This is a genomic window from Staphylococcus intermedius NCTC 11048 (assembly GCF_002902385.1).
GTDB classification, from domain to species: domain Bacteria; phylum Bacillota; class Bacilli; order Staphylococcales; family Staphylococcaceae; genus Staphylococcus; species Staphylococcus intermedius.
Genome location: NZ_PPQH01000056.1, coordinates 1 through 18421, shown reverse-complemented (window position 1 = coordinate 18421; position 18421 = coordinate 1). Strand labels below are relative to the sequence as shown.

Sequence of the window (18421 nt, the reverse complement as noted above, 5' to 3'; positions counted from 1 at the left end):
ATATTGAGATAATAGTAGATACAAATAATAGTAAAGTATTTGAAAAAAGTGAGCCTAGTGCTTTTACTAATAATAATTTTAAAGCGTATATAAAAGAAAAAAATATAGACCATATATTTATAACTGGTTTCAATACGGAATACTGTTGTTTATTTACTGCGATAAGTGCATATCATGAAAATATTAAGGTGACGTTTATAGAAGATGCCACAGTAACTGTAAATGATGAAGCAACCTATGAGATGAAGGGGTTAGATATCTATGATTTTATTGGAACTGTTTTAGATTGGTCAAACTGCATAGAGGTATTGTATTATGACGAATACAAAGAATTATATACAGCGTGATGAGGTGAGTAGTTTAATCAATAATATTTGTTTAGACACAATGAAAATTGAATTAACGAACACATTATATATATCAGATTCAGATACTAATAATTTATATACTGTTGGCTCTACAATGGAAGAAAAGTTTTTAAATTACCTGATATTGGCATGAAAATTGTATATTTTAAAGTTTACAAGACTTAGCCTACAAAATAGCTAAAAAACTAAGATATCTTTCAATATCAATGAAATTCTAATAGTACTTATAAATAATAAGTATTCTATCGTTTGCCAAAGCTCGTACTTTAGTGGCAGATTTATTGAAAGAAATTGATCCGAAATAGTGTTCATAATTGACACTCGTGGTGTTTTTGGTATGATTCAATTAGAAGTAGTCGGAGAGTAGTACCGACTCTAAAAAGAAAATACTCTAAAGTTGATGCAGTCGTAAGGGGCGCGACTCTAAAAAGAAAGCCCTTTTTTGTATAATACAGATTTAATTTATGTCAAAAATCAATAGGAATAGTTTGTATTTTCATCTACTAACGCAAGACTATTTTGATACTTATCAATATTTAGATGAGTTTCAAGAAGATAATACACGTGGCCATGGTGTTATGATTCTTGATATCAATAATCAATTGATAGCCATTCCACTTCGGTCAGCTATTTCTGATAAGCATAGAAATTTGAGTCATCTATTTCCTTATACAACATAAAGAAGTCACGATGGGAAAATGTGCTTGAAGGTTTTAGATTTCAGTAAGTTGACTATTATCGATGAAAAATATATTGACTATTCAAGAATATATCATTTTAAAAATCCAAATGAGAAGAACTTTTATTTAAAGAATTCAAACCGTATTTTCTCAAGAGTTAAGAACTATGTAAATAAGTATATTGAGATTTGTTCTAAGAGTGAAAATGGAGATACTCTTACTTTTAGAACTTTGAACCCATATAGATTTAGCACGTTACGCAACTTCCATAAAGAATTAGGGATAGCTATTTCCAAACAAAATTTTATTGATCAATTAAGAAAACAGTATGTTTATTAATATATAAAACGGTTCATTACTATATTAGGTAGTGAACCGTTTTACATTTTTCTGCGTTACAATAGTGAAAGTGATATTAGGGTTTGAGATGGACTCTTCATTTTCTAAGATAAATTCGATACTACAGTCTAATAAATAATAATTTTCTCACTATCTCTTTTACACTTCTTCAGCTTTCAACTGACGAATCATATCATAATCTGGTGTCGCATAAAGTGTCTTCTGGTTATCGTATGTCACAAATCCTGGTTTACTGCCACTTGGTTTATGCACATGACGAATCGTTGTATAATCAACCGGAATTTGTCCAGATTGACCCGCCTTTGAAAAGTAAGCCGCAATCATCGCCGCTTCTTCAATCGTTTGCTCACTCGGCGCATCATTTAAAATGACAACGTGACTTCCTGGAATGTCTTTCGTATGAAACCATAAATGTGATTTTTGCGCGCGCTTGTTCGTCAAATAGTCATTTTGTCTATTATTTTTTCCAACTAAAATCGTATCGCCATCAGTAGAAATATAGGATTGCAATTGGATTTTTTGTTGTTTTTTCTTTTTTTGCTGTTTCTTCTGTTTTAAAAAGCCTTGTTCAGCCAATTCTTCACGAATGTCGTCAATTTCATGCACTTGAATATGTGACAATTGTTGTTCGATATTCTCGAAATAAGCGATATTTTCTTCTGTTAAGGCGATTTGGTGTGTCAGTTCGCGCTCGCGTGTTTTCATACGATTATATTGTTTGTAATAGTATTGCGCATTTTCGGCAGGTGACTTTTGTGGATCTAATGGAATCGTCACGTTTTCTCCTGTATAGTAATTTACCGTTTCTAATTGGCGATCACCAGGTTTCAGTTGATAAATATTTGCTGTAATCAATTCACCGTACAATTGTTGATTCTCTTTTTCTTCTGTTCCCGCTTGTTCATCAACGAGTTTACTCAATTTATTTTGATATTTTTGAAGCAATTGTTGGACGAGTTTTACTAAATCATTGGCACGTTGCTTCACACGTTCACGTTCACCGCGTGCATCATAAAAACGGTCGAGTAACTCATGCAGTGACTCGTACATGACACAATCATCGTAAAACTGTTGGAGCTTCATAAAATAAAAGTCTTCTTTACCCGTGTCATGATTTTTATGGAACACCGGTTGCGGCACTGCTGTTGTTTCCGCCATTACTTCATCAAACGCTTCAGGTAACGTTTGTGTTGTCATAAAATGGCGTCTTCCTGTAATTTCTTTAGCGATTAAAGGTGAAAATCCTTCAAATGTTTGTAATAATTGGCGATCAATTTTACCCGCATTGAAATCAATATGTTGTAGGACTTCTGCCCCCGTGTAATCATAAGGGTTTTGTTTATGTTGTGTCGGTGGCGCTTCATATTGAAAACCAGGCATAACCGTTCTGAATTGATTCGTATTTGGTGTGAGATGTTTAAAGCCTTCTAAAATTTTACGTTCTTCATTAACAAGGATGAGATTACTATGCTTGCCCATAATTTCTAAAATGACCGTACGATGAATTGTGTCGCCAATCTCATCTTTACTTTCAACGTCCATTTCGATACGGCGGTCATTTCCGATTTGACGAATGGCAAGTATACGTCCGCCCTCTAGATGTTTACGGAAGACACGTGCAAACATTGGTGGTTCGAATGGATTATCATATTTTTTTGTAGTGAGGTGAATCCGTGCAAAGTTCGGGTGAATCGACAACAACAATTGATGGTTTTGGCGTTGCTGTCTCACAACCATGATAATTGTATCGTTTTCCGGTTGATTGATTTTATGAATACGTCCAGAAACGAGAAATTGTAATTCTTCTACCATTTTTCTTGTAAATACACCATCAAATGCCATAATTATCTGCCACCTTTAAAAATTTTCATTACATTATTATAACACGCCTATCAAAGCACGTCAGAACTAAAGTTTTCGCTTGGACCTCTATGCAATTCAATAAAAATTGTGGTAAGATATGTTAATAAATAGAAGAATAGCGAAGAAAGGTCGTAAGGCATGGATACTGAAAAAGGCTTACTCATAGTACTCTCAGGCCCTTCTGGAGTTGGCAAGGGCACAGTTAGAAAACGTATTTTTGATGATCCACACACATCTTATAAATATTCCATCTCAATGACAACGCGTCAAATGCGAGAAGGGGAACAAGATGGGGTTGATTATTTTTTCAAAACGAGAGAAGAATTTGAAAATCTCATCGAACAAGATGAATTTATTGAATACGCAGAGTATGTAGGAAATTATTACGGCACACCTGTACAATATGTCAGAGATACGATGAATGCAGGTCATGATGTCTTCTTAGAGATTGAAGTTGAAGGGGCCAAGCAAGTGCGCAAAAAATTTCCAGATGCGCTATTTATCTTTTTAGCACCACCAAGTCTTGATCATTTAACAGAACGTTTAATTGGTCGTGGTACAGAATCAAAAGAAAAAATTGAAAGTCGTGTCAAAGAAGCGAAAAAAGAAGTTGAGATGATGAACCTTTACGATTATGTTGTCGTGAATGATGAAGTGGATCTAGCGAAAGACCGCATTCAATCCATTGTTGAAGCTGAACATTTAAAGCGTGAACGTATTGAAGCGAAATACAGAAAAATGTTATTGGAGGCCAAAAAATAATGTTATACCCACCGTTACACCAATTACAAGATAAAATTAACTCTAAATATTTAATTGCGACAACAGCAGCGAAACGTGCCCGTGAGTTGCAAGCTGACCCTGAAAGTTTGTTATTAGATGGTTATGAAAGCAAAAAAACAGTAGGCCGTGCGTTAGAAGAAATCGCCGCAAACAAAATTCATCCGCATGTTGATGAATCACACTTTTAATTCAAATCTGGACAATTCATGTCTCTTATTCATACGCTTTTCAAAGTTGTCTCCATCAGTTGAGACGATTTTGAAAGGCTTTTTTTAATTATTCACGTAAGATGAGCTGAAGATTTTTCTTGTAAGTTGCATGGCATAATGATGAAAAGCAATGACATATGAAACAAAACGGTAAATATATTATAATGCTTTTAAGAGTGAAAAAAACAGGAGTGGAAATGATGAAAAATATTTTGTTAGCTGTAACTGGCGGTATCGCAGCATATAAAGCCATAGATTTAACAAGTAAACTCACACAAGGTGGTTATGATGTGCGCGTCATGTTGACAGAACATGCACAACAATTCGTCACACCTTTATCATTTCAAGCAATTAGTCGAAATGCAGTTTACACGAATACTTTTTTAGAGGAAAATCCGGCTGAGATTCAACATATTGCTTTAGGCGATTGGGCGGACGCGATTGTCGTTGCACCAGCGACAGCGAACATCATTTCAAAGTTAAGCCACGGGATAGCAGACGATATGGTGACGACAACATTGCTCGCGACGACAACGCCTAAATTTATGGCGCCAGCAATGAACGTTCATATGTATGAAAACCCACGCATTCAAGCAAATATTCAAACATTGATGGACGACGGGTACCACTTTATTGAACCTGGAGAAGGCTTTTTAGCATGTGGCTATGTGGCGAAAGGACGTATGGCAGAACCACTCGAAATTAAGGCCGTGTTAGATCGAGCAGGTCAAGATCATACAAATCAACAGCAATCTGCTTTTTACCGTAACAAAAAAGTGTTAGTGACTGCAGGTCCCACTGTTGAAACGATTGACCCCGTCCGTTTTGTATCGAATAGAGCGTCGGGGAAAATGGGATATGCGATTGCAGCGGCACTTCAAAAGGTAGGCGCGGACGTAACGTTGGTGACAGGGCCTACTTCTATCGAGCCACCGCGCAATGTTGAAGTCGTGCAAGTGACAACGGCTGAAGACATGTTTCAAGCAGTGAAGCAGCGTTTCGAACACCAAGACATTATTTTCAAAACTGCGGCGGTTTCTGATTATACACCTGTCGAACCGTTAGCACATAAAATGAAAAAGCAAGACGGTGATGTGACCGTGACTTTCAAGCGGACACAAGATATATTGAAATATTTAGGTGAGCACAAAACAACACAAAAACTCGTTGGCTTTGCGGCAGAAACACAAAATATGGAAAGTTATGCCCAAGACAAGCTCGCACGTAAAAATGCTGATGTCATTATCGCCAATAATGTGGGAGACACGTCCATTGGTTTTAGTTCAGACCAAAATGAAGTGTCACTTTACTTTAAAGATGGCACAACGGAAACATTACAAAAAGGACCTAAAAAGAAATTGGCGTTTCAAATTTTATCGATATTAGAAAGTAGATGGGATGTATGATTGCTCAAGTTATCGTAGACGTTTCATCCAAAAGTGTAGATAAAACGTTCGATTACATGATACCCGCTGATTTAGAAAATGCGGTACAGCCTGGTGTGCGTGTCATTGTGCCGTTTGGGCCACGTAAAATTCAAGGGTATGTCATGACATGTGTGCCTGATGAAGCAGCAGAATATGACTTAGAAAAATTGAAGCCCATTATTGAAGTGAAAGATATTCAGCCGGAACTGACGACAGAACTCGTTCAGCTGAGTGACTGGTACAGCCGATATTTTGTCTCTAAACGCATCTCGATACTTGAAGCGATGTTGCCGAGTGCGATTAAAGCGAAATATTCGAAAGCTTTTCAGTTAAAAGATGACGCAGATTTGCCTGACGAAATGGTCGCGCATTTCAATAAAGAAGGGTTGTACTACTATAAACAAGCACAACAAGATGAAAATATTGAGCAGTTACTCGCTTATTTAAAAGAAGGACAAGTGGAAGCTGTGACGATTTTATCGCAAAACACGACAAAGAAGACGCGACGAGCAGTCAAAGTGGTGTCTACTGAATTGGCTGAAGCGTACTTGGAAGTGGCTGAAAAGAAACCGAAACAATATGAGGTACTCGCATTTTTACTTGATGAGCGCCATCGTGGTGTCCTGTTGCAAGAATTAAAAGAAATGGCATTTTCAACTTCAGCCATCAATACGTTAGAAAGAGAAGGCGTCATCGAAAAATATGATGCTGTAGTGGAACGCAATCCGTATGAAGGGCGCGTTTTCGAACAAGAACAAAAGCGCGAACTGACAAAAGAACAACAAGTTGCGTATGATACCTTATTAGAGTCAGTCGAACGTCAACAAGCTGAAACGTTTTTACTTCACGGCGTAACGGGCTCAGGTAAAACAGAAGTGTATCTCCAGATTATTGAAGATGTCCTCGCACAAGGTAAAGAAGCGATGATGCTTGTGCCGGAAATTGCATTAACGCCTCAAATGGTATTGCGATTTAAACGCCGCTTTGGTGATGAAGTAGCTGTCTTACATTCCGCTTTGTCGAACGGCGAACGTTATGATGAATGGCAAAAAATTCGTGATGGCCGTGCGCGTGTGAGTGTAGGTGCGCGCTCAAGTGTGTTTGCGCCGTTTAAAAATTTAGGCATGATTATTATTGATGAAGAGCATGAATCGACGTATAAACAAGAAGATTATCCACGTTATCATGCGAAAGATATTGCGGAATGGCGTAGTCGATATCATCAATGTCCACTCGTGTTAGGCAGTGCGACACCGAGTCTAGAAAGTTATGCGCGTGCTGAGAAAGGTGTTTATACACTGTTATCGATGCCGTCACGTGTCAATCAACAGCCATTACCGGATGTGGAAATTTTGGATATGCGGGAAGAACTGGCGAATGGCAACCGTTCGATGTTTTCAGAGCGGCTAGTGGAAGCGATAGAACAACGACTTGCACGTAAAGAACAAGTCGTCCTCTTTTTGAATCGTCGTGGCTATGCGTCATTTATGTTGTGTCGTGACTGTGGTCATGTGCCCCAATGTCCGAACTGTGATATTTCATTAACGTATCATAAGTCGAGTGATCAATTGAAATGTCATTATTGTGGTTACCAAGAACAAGCGCCATTTCAATGTCCAAATTGTGAAAGTGAACATATTCGTCAAATGGGTACAGGAACGCAACGTGTGGAAGAGTTATTGCAACAACAATTTCCCGATGCACGAACAATTCGCATGGATGTCGATACGACGACTCGAAAGGGAAGTCATGAAAAATTGTTGAAACAGTTTGGTGAAGGGCATGGCGACATTTTGTTAGGCACACAGATGATTGCGAAAGGATTGGACTTTCCAAACATTACACTCGTCGGCGTACTTAATGCGGACACCATGTTGAACCTACCTGATTTTCGCTCGAGTGAACGGACGTTCCAAATTTTGACCCAAGTGGCAGGGCGTGCAGGCCGTCATGAGAAAAAGGGAGAAGTCATTATTCAAACGTATAATCCGGATCATTACGCGATTAAAGATGTGCAACAAAATGATTATTTGAACTTTTACCAAAAAGAAATGCAGTTTCGAAAGTTAGGGCAATACCCGCCGTACTATTATTTAATTAACTTTACGATTACGCATGAAAAGACGAAAGAAGTACTGCAAGCGGCGACACACGTCCATCAAATTTTGTTGCAACATTTGACAGATAAAGCGTTCGTGTTAGGGCCATCACCGTCAGTCATTCCGCGTATTAATAATGAGTACCGCTTCCAAGTGTTAGTAAAATACAAAAGCGAACCGTCACTCATTCATGCACTGACGTATTTAGATGATTACTATCACGAAATGTTTATGAAGAATAAATTAGCGCTTAAAATAGACATCAATCCATATATGATGATGTAAAGAGTTTGGCTAAGTATTCATATGCTAGTGTTTCCAATGTGGTTATATAGCCATCAAAGGTATTCAGGGCAATCAAAGGGCAAATGGTTCAACGAGATAGATTTCAAAATTTATCAGTGAACGATTTGTCTTTCTTTTTTGCGTACGAAGCATGATGAACGATGACTTTTTTGTTATGATGACGATGATAGGCTATCGCAATTTCGGTGAGAATAAGCTATAATATAATGATAAATTTTCGTGAGGGGCGATGAAGGCTATGATCAGAAAAATTAAAACACATATGCATCCCATTTTAAGAAAAAAAGCTGCGCCTGTAACTGCGTTTGATGCGCATTTAAAAGACCTCATTCAAGATTTGGAAGATACGTTATATGATGCAGAAGGTCAAGCGTTAGCAGCACCACAAATTGGTGTGAGTGAACGTGTTGCGATTGTGGATATGGAACAAGATGGTTTGTTGCAGCTGATCAATCCTGAAGTCATTGCCCAATCAGATGAGACAGCGACTGAACTTGAAGGGTGCTTGAGCGTGCCAGGTCGTTTTGGTGAAGTGACACGCAGTCGTATGATTACTGTGCGGAGTTACGATTTGAATGGCAATGAAGTCGAAATGACGGCTTATGATGACATCGCACGTATGATTTTACATGTCATTGATAACTTAAATGGTATTTTATTTGTAGATATTATGGATCGAGAAATTTCAAATGCAGAATTGGAGGCTTATTTAGAAGATGAGTAAAATTATTTTTATGGGGACACCTGATTTTTCAACCGCAATTTTAGAAATGTTAATCGACACTGAAGAGGTGATTGCAGTTGTCACTCAACCCGACAGACCTGTGGGACGTAAACGCGTACTCACTCCGCCTCCAGTGAAAAAGGTTGCTGTCGCGCATGATATTCCTGTATATCAACCTGAAAAATTAACTGGCTCAGAAGAACTCGATGCATTACTCAATATGGATTGTGACTTGATCGTAACAGCTGCGTTTGGTCAATTATTGCCTGAATCATTACTTGAACATCCCAAATTCGGTGCGGTCAATGTGCATGCGTCATTATTACCGAAATATCGTGGGGGTGCACCGATTCATCAAGCTATTATCGATGGTGAAGCGGAAACAGGTGTCACGATTATGTACATGGTGAAAAAGTTAGATGCTGGTGATATCATTTCACAGCGTGCGATTCCAATTGAAGACACGGACAATGTCGGGACAATGCATGATAAGTTGAGTGCACTCGGTACGGATTTGTTAAAAGAGACACTCCCTTCAATTTTAAATGGGACGAATGACCGTACACCACAAGATGAAGCTTTAGTGAGTTTTGCTTCGAACATACAACGCGCTGATGAACGTATTGATTGGACACAAGATGCACGTACGATATTCAACCATATTCGCGGTCTATCACCATGGCCTGTTGCATATACGACGTTTGAAGATAAAAATATGAAATTATATGAAGCGCAATTCGTATCGGGTCAATCCGGACGTCCGGGTGAGATTATCGATGTGACGAAAAAACAAATCATTGTCGGTACAGGCTCAGACGATGCGATTGCACTGACTGAAATTCAATTAGCAGGGAAGAAAAGAATGCCAGTTGCACAATTTTTAAGTGGTTTCCAAACATCTCTAGTTGGAAAGGAACTCATCTAAATGGTCACAGTTCGTGAATTAAGTTTAATGACAATTGAAGCGGTTTTGAAAGACGGGGCTTACAGTAATTTAAAAATGAATGAGATGTTACAAACGTATCCATTAAATGCAGCTGACCGCGGTTTATATACAGAACTTGTATATGGGACGATTAAGCGGAAACTGACATTAGATTATTATTTGAAGCCGTTTATTAAAACTAAAATTAAAGGTTGGGTCCGTCGTCTATTATGGATGAGTCTCTATCAGTACCTGTATTTAGATAAAATTCCAATGCATGCGCTCATTAACGAAGCAGTGAATATCGCAAAGAAACGTGGCGGTACACAAACTGGAAATACAGTCAATGCGATTTTACGCCAAATGACATCACAACCGCTTCCAGACATTGCTTCCATCAAAAAGCAACCTGAGCGTCTATCCATTCAATACAGTATACCGACTTGGATTATCAAACATTGGTTAACACATTTCGGGGCAGAAACCACAGAAGCGATTGCGGCTAATTTACTACTTCCTGCCACACAAACTGTCCGCGTGAATCGTACGCAAATCACAGTAGATGAAGCGATAGAACGTTTGATGGCTGAAGGTTTCGATGTGCAACGTGATGTGGATCTTGATGTTTGTCTTCATGTCTCAGGTCATGGTGTGATGACGTCTGAACTATTCGACAATGGATGGATCAGTATTCAAGATAAAAGTTCCATGTTTGTCGCGGAATATATGGAATTACAACCGGGTGACAACGTGTTAGACAGCTGTAGTGCGCCTGGAGGTAAGGCGTGTCATATGGCTGAAATTTTAAATGGTCAGGGTACAGTGCTTGCAACAGATGTGCATGCGCATAAAATTCAACTGATTGACCATAATATTCGCAAATTACATCTTAAAGGGATTCGTGCTGCACAACACGACGCCACAGAGCCGTACGATCAACAATTTGACAAAATATTACTTGATGCGCCGTGCAGTGGACTTGGCGTCTTGAGACATAAACCAGAAATTAAATATATGATGACACCCCAAGATGTAGAGGGCTTAGTAGATTTACAATTACGTATCATCGACAATGTTTCTAAGCATTTGAAAGTAGGAGGCACATTGGTGTATTCCACTTGTACAATAGAACAACTTGAAAACGACAATGTGATTTATACCTTTTTGAAGTCTCATCCTGACTTTGAATTTGATCCAATTGAAGACCCACGTACACATGAAACAGTGAAAACATTGCAACTATTGCCACAAGATATGCATGCAGATGGCTTTTTTATAACGAGAGTAAGGAAGAAAGGGTAGACGATATGATTACTGCTGAAAAGAAAAAGAAGAATAAATTTTTGCCAGACTTTGAGAAACAATCAATTTATTCAATGCGATTTGATGAATTACAAAGTTGGTTGAAAGACAATGGCCAACAAAGTTTCCGTGCCAAACAAATTTACGAATGGCTTTACGACAAGCGTGTAGATGCTTTTGAAGACATGACGAATTTATCAAAAGAATTACGTCAACTTCTTGCTGACCATTTTACGATAACAACTTTGGAGACGGTTGTCCGTCAAGAAAGTCGTGATGGTACGATTAAATTTTTATTTGAATTACAGGATGGCTATACGATTGAGACCGTATTAATGCGCCACGATTACGGTAATTCCGTATGTGTGACGACACAAGTGGGCTGTCGTATCGGTTGTACGTTTTGTGCATCGACACTCGGTGGCTTGAAACGTAACTTAGAAGCGGGCGAAATCGTGTCACAAGTGTTAACTGTTCAAAAAGCGTTAGATGAAACGGACGAACGTGTTTCTTCTATTGTTATTATGGGCATTGGGGAGCCATTTGAAAACTACGATGAAATGATGGACTTCTTAAAAATTGTGAATGATGATAATAGCTTAAATATCGGTGCACGTCATATTACCGTTTCAACGTCAGGGATTGTACCGAGAATTTATGATTTTGCGGATGAATCACTTCAAATTAACTTTGCGGTGAGTTTACACGCAGCAAATAATGAAATTCGTTCAAAATTAATGCCAATTAACCGCGCATACGATGTGGATAAATTGATGGAAGCGATTCAATATTATCAAGAAAAAACAAATCGTCGTATTACGTTTGAATATGGACTCTTTGGTGGCGTTAATGATCAACTTGAACATGCGCGTGAATTAGCGAAATTGATTAAACCACTGAACTGTCATGTGAATTTAATTCCAGTGAACCATGTGCCAGAACGTAATTATGTGAAAACGCCTAAGGATGACATTTTTAAATTTGAAAAAGAATTAAAAAAATTAGGCATTAATGCTACAATTAGACGTGAACAAGGCGCAGATATTGATGCAGCATGTGGACAACTTAGAGCAAAGGAACGTCAAGCAGAAACGAGGTAGAACATAATGTTAAATGCAGAATTTTTTTCAGTAGCAGGGAATTTTCGTGAAAACAATGAAGATGCAGGTGGCGTGTTTTACAATAAAACAGAGCAACAACTTTTAGTGTTATGTGACGGTATGGGCGGTCATCAAGCAGGTGAAGTCGCATCTCGATTTGTTGTAGATGCTTTACAGGAAAGATTTGAAGCTGAAAATTATATTGAACCTGAACAGGCAGAAGCTTGGTTGAAACATCAACTTCAAATCGTCAATCGTGATCTCTATGACCAAGCACAACAAAATCCTGAGTACCACGGTATGGGGACAACTTGTGTGTGTGCATTAGTATTTGATCATCATATTGTTATCGCGAATGTAGGCGATTCACGTGCCTATTTGACGAATGGGAGAACGATGGATCAAGTGACGATTGACCATACTTTCGTGAACCAGCTCGTGATGTTAGGTGAAATAACAGAAGAAGAAGCTTTCGTACATCCGAGAAGACATATTATTACGAAAGTGATGGGCACAAATCGTTTCGTGACACCTGATATTTTCACTAAGCGTACGCAATTTTACCAATATCTGATATTAAATTCTGATGGTTTAACAGACTATGTGAAACCACATCAATTACATGAGCTGTTGAATGAACGTAAGACCATTCAAGAAATCGGCGAAAATATGCTCACAGCTGCCGAAGAACATGAAGCAAAGGATAATGTTTCATTTATTCTCGCTGAAATTGCAGGTGAACCTGTATGATAGGACGTTTAATAGATGACCGCTACGAGTTGAAACAAATTCTCGGTGGCGGTGGCATGTCGAATGTGTATGTCGCGATGGATACGATATTGAACCGTCAAGTCGCTGTGAAACTCATTAATATTCCGCCGAACGAAAAGCAAGCGACGATTCAACGTTTTGAAAGAGAAGTTCAAAACACAACGATACTGACACATCCAAACATTGTCAGTGTTTTAGACGTTGGCGAAGAAGTCGATTTTTTCTTTCTTGTCATGGAGTATATTGAAGGACCAACGCTTTCTGATTATATTAAAGCCAATGGTCCATTAAAGCCTGAAAAAGCACTTTATTTTATTGAGCAAATTTTAAGTGGGATTCGTCATGCGCATGAACGTGGCATTGTCCATCGTGATATTAAGCCGCAAAACATGATTATTGATCGAAATCAAACATTGAAAATTGTTGACTTTGGTATTGCGAAAGCGCTCAGTGAAACGGCGATGACGCAAACGAATCATGTTGTCGGTACTGTCCAATACTTATCTCCTGAACAAGCTAAAGGTGAAAAAACAGGCGAACGTTCTGACATTTATTCAATAGGTATTGTTTTGTATGAAATGTTAACAGGGCATCCGCCGTTTAGTGGCGAAACAGCAGTGAGTATTGCAATAAAACAAATACAGGAATCTGTACCGAATGTAACGGATACGAAAAGAGATGTACCACAAGCGTTAAGTAATGTGATTTTAAAAGCGACAGAAAAAGATCAAAGCCATCGTTATCGTTCAGTGTCAGAAATGGCGCATGACGTCATGTCGACTTTAGATCCGAGTCGTCAAAACGAAGCGATATATGAAGTGGACGGCACTGCAACGAAAACTGTGCCTATTAATAAAAATGCATTAAAAGCTGAACAAGCCAAGCAAGGTCAATCTGTTGAGAAAACGGCACAAATTCCGATTGTCACGACTGAAAAGCAACGTGAAGGTCAACATAAGCCACAACCGAAATCACAACCTGTCTATTACAGTCCACCGCCGAAACGTTCGGGACGCAAAAAGATGATTTTCGGTGTGATTTTATTGCTTCTATTAGGGAGCTTGTTTATTTTTATGGGTGCAGCGATGACTGGAGATAAATACAGTCAAGTTCCTGAAGTGCTTGGTAAATCAAAAGCACAAGCAGAAAAATTATTGAAAGATAATAAATTGTCTGTGGGTGACGTCACGTATGATTATAGTGATCGTTATAGTAAAGACCAAGTGATGACAGTTGATCCAGAAGAGGGCACTAAAGTGGAACAAGAAAGTAGTGTTGACCTTGTCATTTCAAAAGGACAACGTGTTGAAGCGATGCCAAACTTGGTCGGTATGACGAAACAAGACGCCGAACGAAGATTGAAGGAATTAGGTTTCACGCATGTGACTTTTACGACGGCCTATACTGAAAATAATATTGAAAAAGGCCATATTGAAGCACAAAGCATTCCAGCAGGTCAAAATGTGGCAGTCACACAAGATAAGGTTGAAGTCACAGAATCACTCGGTAAACGTCAAGTTTATGTAGGTGATTATACGAACAAGGATATAGATGATGTAAAAGCAGAACTAGAAGGTGAAGGGCTTGTCGTCGAAATTGAAAAAGAGCGCTCAGACCGTCATGTGAAAAAGCATCATATCATTAACCATTCACCTAAAAAGACAAATGTTGAAGAGGGCGATACCGTGAGCTTTATCGTTTCTACTGGTGAGGAAGAAGAGGATGACAGTGATTCAGTATCGAAGACATACAGTGAGACGGTGAATATTCCTTATACAGGTAAAAATGATAAACCTCAAAAAGTAGAAGTTTTCATAACGGATCAAAATGATAATGGTCAAAAACCTGCTGAAACGTTTAATATTACGAGAGACACGCCGCAAACGATGCAATTTGTGATAGAGAAAGATAAGTCGGCGAAGTATGTGATTAAAGTAGATGGCAAAATAGTAGCGAAAAAGACGATTGATTATGATGATTTTTAAAAGATGAAGTGTTTTTGTTTTCTAGCATTTCGGTGAATTTGCAATCCTACTGATTGCTGAACGATGCTTTGTTAATTTAATATTTAGCCTTATTGATGCAATCGAGGGCTCGCGTTCCTAGGGGCTGACCCTACAACTAACTAACGCTAGATTAAACTGTTACATTTGCTGAAGCGTTGATGGATTTTGGGAGCAGTACAGAAATCTCATGTACAACAAAGATTTCGTAGTACTGCCCCCGCAAGGCTGACTAGACTTCTCAAAAGCAACAGCATTGAGAAGTCAGACAGCTACTGCGTTAAACAGTAAGCACTATTAAACAGTAGAAATCCTATTTAGTTGTTTTTTTATCCCTCAGGAGTCTCGCCCAGGTTGCAATTCAATAAGGCTTTTGTGTTTTTGAGGAAAGCATCGTTCAGGCAATCAGTTTCGGTATTAAAAACAGGTACATACTTTTGTATTAAAACAATGAATCCTTCATCTTCTGTTTGTGAGAGAATGGAAAGTTAAAGTTGCTGAACGATGCTTTGTTAATTTAATAGCTAGCTTTATAGATGCCATCGAGGGATCGCGTTCCTAGGGGCTGACCCTACAACTAAATTCAGCTTCATTGTAATATAAATTTAAATGGAGCTGAATTGGATTTTCCGGGTCAGCTGATCCCTCAGGAGTCTCGCCCAGATTGCAATTCAATAAGGCTTTTTGTGTTTTGCGAGAAGCATCGTTCAGGCAATCAGTTTCGGGTTTAAAAACAGGTACATACTTTTGTATTAAAACAATGAATCCTTCATCTTTTGTTTGTGAAGGAGTAGAAAGTTAAAGTTGCTGAACGATGCTTTGTTAATTTAATATTTAGCTTTATTGATGCAATCGGGGGCTCGCGTTCCTGGGGGCTAAGCCTACAATTCAACTGAGTTCAGTAACAAATACAATCGAATGAAGCTGTGACAATGGATGCGCCGTCTAATGTCACAGCTTTTTTGCTTCTGTTTTTAACTCGGCGGGATTTCGAGGACTGTTGTGTTAAATAAGTCACTGGCATTGAGAGGGATGCGCTCGTGTTATGAAATGCAGATGAATGTAATAGGAATAATGATGAATTTTAGATTTTTGCATTACAATTTGTTTATTACCACGTATAATAGGGGATGAAAAATTAAAAAGGTTTTCGGGGGGACTTATAGTGGCAAAGAAATTACCTAAAGATACGGGATTAGACAATACGTTTAAAATTATCAACGAAGCATACACATATGTACCAAAACGTTTAGAGCAATTTGGGACGAAAGCTTTTGAAACGCGTGCACTCGGAATGAAACCCGTTGTTGTGATTAGTGGGAAAGCAGCAGCAAAATTATTTTATGATAACGATAAAATTTCAAGAAAAGGCACATTGCCAAAACGAATTGTACATACTTTATTCGGAAAAGGTGCGATTCATACGACAGAAGGTAAAGTGCATGTTGATCGTAAAGCGCTTTTTATGTCTTTAATGACTGAGAAAAATTTGAAATATTTACGTGAATTGACACGAAACTATTGGTTTATGCACACTGAACGAATGCAAAATATGGATGAAGTCAACGTCTATAAAGAAGCAGGTTTGATTTTAACTCAAGTTGGTTTCCGTTGGGCTGGTTTAAAACAAACGGATGAAGAAGCGGCTAAAAATGCGGAAGATATGAATATTATGATTGACTCGTTTAGTGGATTAGGTCAATCCTTAAAAGGGTATCGTCAAGCGAAAAAGGCGCGTGCACGTGTGGAACAATTTTTACAAGATCAAATTGAAGCGGTGCGTGCGGGAAAACAATATGCAGAGCCAGGAACTGCTTTATATGAGTTTGCGCATTGGAAAGACTTAAACAATCAACCGATGGATTCGCATTTATGTGCAGTGGATTTAATGAATATCGTACGTCCACTTGTAGCGGTGAATCGTTTTGTAAGTTACGGTGTGAAAGCGTTAATTGAATTTGATCAAGAACGTAAAAAATTACAAGTGACCAACGATCCGAACTACGCGTATAAATTTGCTCAAGAAGTGCGTCGTATTTTCCCATTTGTTCCATTTTTACCAGGAAGATTAACAAAAACGGTTGAATTTGACGGTTTTAAAATTAAAAAGGGCACATTAGTTGCGTTAGATATTTTTGGTACGACACATGACCCTGAATTATTTGAAAATCCATATCAATTTAACCCAGACCGCTTCGAAAACTGGGATGGCAGTCCATTTGATTTGATTCCACAAGGCGGTGGTGATTTCTATACGAATCATCGTTGCGCGGGTGAATGGATGACTGTGATTGTGATGGAAGAAACGATTCAATATTTTGCGAATAAAATCGATTTCGATGCACCAGCACAAGATTTATCTGTGAAATTAGATCAATTCCCAGGTAAAGTGACAAGTGGGACAGTCATTAAAAATGTATATCCAAGAATTTAATTTGGACATATAGGCAGTCTGAAATGAAACGAGATAACGTTCTTTTAAAATAAGAGGGATGTTATCTCTTTTTTTATTTGGTAAGTTAGCCATAATAGCTAAAGATCGTTTCAAGCATTTAATCGTGTCATTGTGTATAAGGCTTTGATATAATAATTGAGGATATTAACAAAAAAGAGGTGTGAATTTGAAAACAGGTCGAATTATTAAATCAATCAGCGGTGTCTATCGCGTTGACGTCAACGGTGAGATGTTTGATGCCAAACCACGCGGACTTTTCAGAAAAAAACAAATTACGCCTATCGTTGGAGATATTGTGGATATTGATGTAGAAACGCACGCATCAGGCTATATTCAACATGTACATGACCGTCGTAATGAATTAAAAAGACCGCCAGTGAGCAACATCGATTTACTCATTGTGGTGATGAGTGCGGTGTCTCCTGATTTTTCAACACAATTGTTAGATCGTTTTCTTGTGATTGGCCATTCATACGGGTTGCAGCCGAGTATACTCATTACGAAAAAAGATCTTGCCAATCAAGAAGAACAAGCAGCAATTGAAAAGGTTCTCGAATATTACGAACAAATCGGCTACCAAACCCAATTTATCGGTAAAGATGACGATGTGGAAGAAGTCTTTCAACAATGGGCGCCAGGACTCGCTGTGTTGAGTGGTCAGTCTGGTGTAGGAAAATCAACATTGCTCAATCGTTATGCACCAAGTCTTGAGTTAGAGACGAATGAAATTTCACAGTCACTCAACCGAGGCAAGCACACGACACGTCATGTTGAACTTTATCCACGTGAAAATGGCCATATCGCAGACACACCTGGTTTTAGTGCTTTAGATTTTGATCATATTGAAAAAGAAGATTTGCGAAACTATTTTATTGATATTGCCGAGTTAGGCGCGTACTGTAAGTTTAGAGATTGTTATCATATCAATGAACCTCGTTGTCACGTCAAAGCGATGTTAGATGCAGGGGAGTTGCCCGCATTTCGTTATGACCATTACGTACAACTATATAATGAAATATCAAATCGAAAGGTAAGATACTAATGAC

The 18421-nt window shown here is 38.4% G+C and carries 15 protein-coding genes; 14 read left to right on the top strand and 1 reads right to left on the bottom strand.

Features of this window, described 5'->3' with window-relative positions; genetic code table 11:
- The coding region (locus tag CD138_RS11550; protein ID WP_142380755.1) for a cysteine hydrolase family protein at nt 1–347 on the top strand (347 nt) is incomplete at its 5' end.
- 485 nt (nt 348–832) lie between these two features.
- Nucleotides 833–1048, top strand: a complete 216-nt coding sequence (locus CD138_RS14700; RefSeq protein WP_241538840.1) for a hypothetical protein — start codon at nt 833–835, stop codon at nt 1046–1048.
- A gap of 498 nt (nt 1049–1546) precedes the next feature.
- Here CD138_RS14700 and CD138_RS11540 read toward each other — a convergent pair whose 3' ends face one another.
- Complete coding sequence (locus CD138_RS11540; RefSeq protein WP_019167388.1) at nt 1547–3250, bottom strand: Rqc2 family fibronectin-binding protein; 1704 nt, start codon at nt 3248–3250, stop codon at nt 1547–1549.
- A 159-nt stretch (nt 3251–3409) separates the two neighbouring features.
- On the opposite strand from CD138_RS11540, the gene gmk reads away from it, so the two are divergent.
- The 12 genes from gmk (at nt 3410) to rsgA (ending at nt 18417) form a co-directional block, all read left to right on the top strand.
- Nucleotides 3410–4033, top strand: coding sequence for a guanylate kinase (gmk, locus tag CD138_RS11535; RefSeq protein ID WP_019167387.1), 624 nt, complete (start codon nt 3410–3412; stop codon nt 4031–4033).
- Complete coding sequence (gene rpoZ, locus CD138_RS11530; RefSeq protein WP_019167386.1) at nt 4033–4242, top strand: DNA-directed RNA polymerase subunit omega; 210 nt, start codon at nt 4033–4035, stop codon at nt 4240–4242. Before gmk ends, rpoZ begins: the two co-directional genes overlap by 1 nt.
- A 221-nt stretch (nt 4243–4463) precedes the next feature.
- Nucleotides 4464–5669, top strand: coding sequence for a bifunctional phosphopantothenoylcysteine decarboxylase/phosphopantothenate--cysteine ligase CoaBC (gene coaBC, locus CD138_RS11525; RefSeq protein ID WP_026066759.1), 1206 nt, complete (start codon nt 4464–4466; stop codon nt 5667–5669).
- Nucleotides 5666–8074 carry a primosomal protein N' gene (gene priA, locus CD138_RS11520; RefSeq protein WP_019167384.1) on the top strand — a complete coding sequence of 803 codons (2409 nt, stop codon included), beginning with the start codon at nt 5666–5668 and terminating at the stop codon, nt 8072–8074. Before coaBC ends, priA begins: the two co-directional genes overlap by 4 nt.
- A gap of 259 nt (nt 8075–8333) precedes the next feature.
- A complete protein-coding gene (locus tag CD138_RS11515) occupies nt 8334–8819 on the top strand; it encodes a peptide deformylase (RefSeq protein ID WP_019167383.1) in 486 nt (161 codons plus the stop codon).
- On the top strand, nt 8812–9744 hold the full coding sequence (gene fmt / locus CD138_RS11510; protein WP_019167382.1) for a methionyl-tRNA formyltransferase: 933 nt from the start codon (nt 8812–8814) through the stop codon (nt 9742–9744). The genes CD138_RS11515 and fmt overlap by 8 nt, the downstream gene beginning before the upstream one ends.
- The gene (rsmB, locus tag CD138_RS11505) at nt 9745–11046 is read left to right on the top strand and encodes a 16S rRNA (cytosine(967)-C(5))-methyltransferase RsmB (RefSeq protein WP_019167381.1); all 1302 of its coding nucleotides are present in this window, start codon (nt 9745–9747) and stop codon (nt 11044–11046) included. It abuts the gene before it with no gap.
- 5 nt (nt 11047–11051) lie between these two features.
- On the top strand, nt 11052–12146 hold the full coding sequence (rlmN, locus tag CD138_RS11500) for a dual-specificity RNA methyltransferase RlmN (RefSeq protein WP_019167380.1): 1095 nt from the start codon (nt 11052–11054) through the stop codon (nt 12144–12146).
- A 6-nt stretch (nt 12147–12152) separates the two neighbouring features.
- Nucleotides 12153–12896, top strand: a complete 744-nt coding sequence (locus CD138_RS11495) for a Stp1/IreP family PP2C-type Ser/Thr phosphatase (protein WP_019167379.1) — start codon at nt 12153–12155, stop codon at nt 12894–12896.
- On the top strand, nt 12893–14902 hold the full coding sequence (gene pknB, locus CD138_RS11490; protein WP_019167378.1) for a Stk1 family PASTA domain-containing Ser/Thr kinase: 2010 nt from the start codon (nt 12893–12895) through the stop codon (nt 14900–14902). Before CD138_RS11495 ends, pknB begins: the two co-directional genes overlap by 4 nt.
- 1183 nt (nt 14903–16085) lie before the next feature.
- A complete protein-coding gene (locus CD138_RS11485; RefSeq protein WP_019167377.1) occupies nt 16086–17354 on the top strand; it encodes a cytochrome P450 in 1269 nt (422 codons plus the stop codon).
- Nucleotides 17355–17541: 187 nt separating this feature from the next.
- The gene (gene rsgA, locus CD138_RS11480; protein WP_019167376.1) at nt 17542–18417 is read left to right on the top strand and encodes a ribosome small subunit-dependent GTPase A; all 876 of its coding nucleotides are present in this window, start codon (nt 17542–17544) and stop codon (nt 18415–18417) included.
- Nucleotides 18418–18421: the final 4 nt, after the last annotated feature.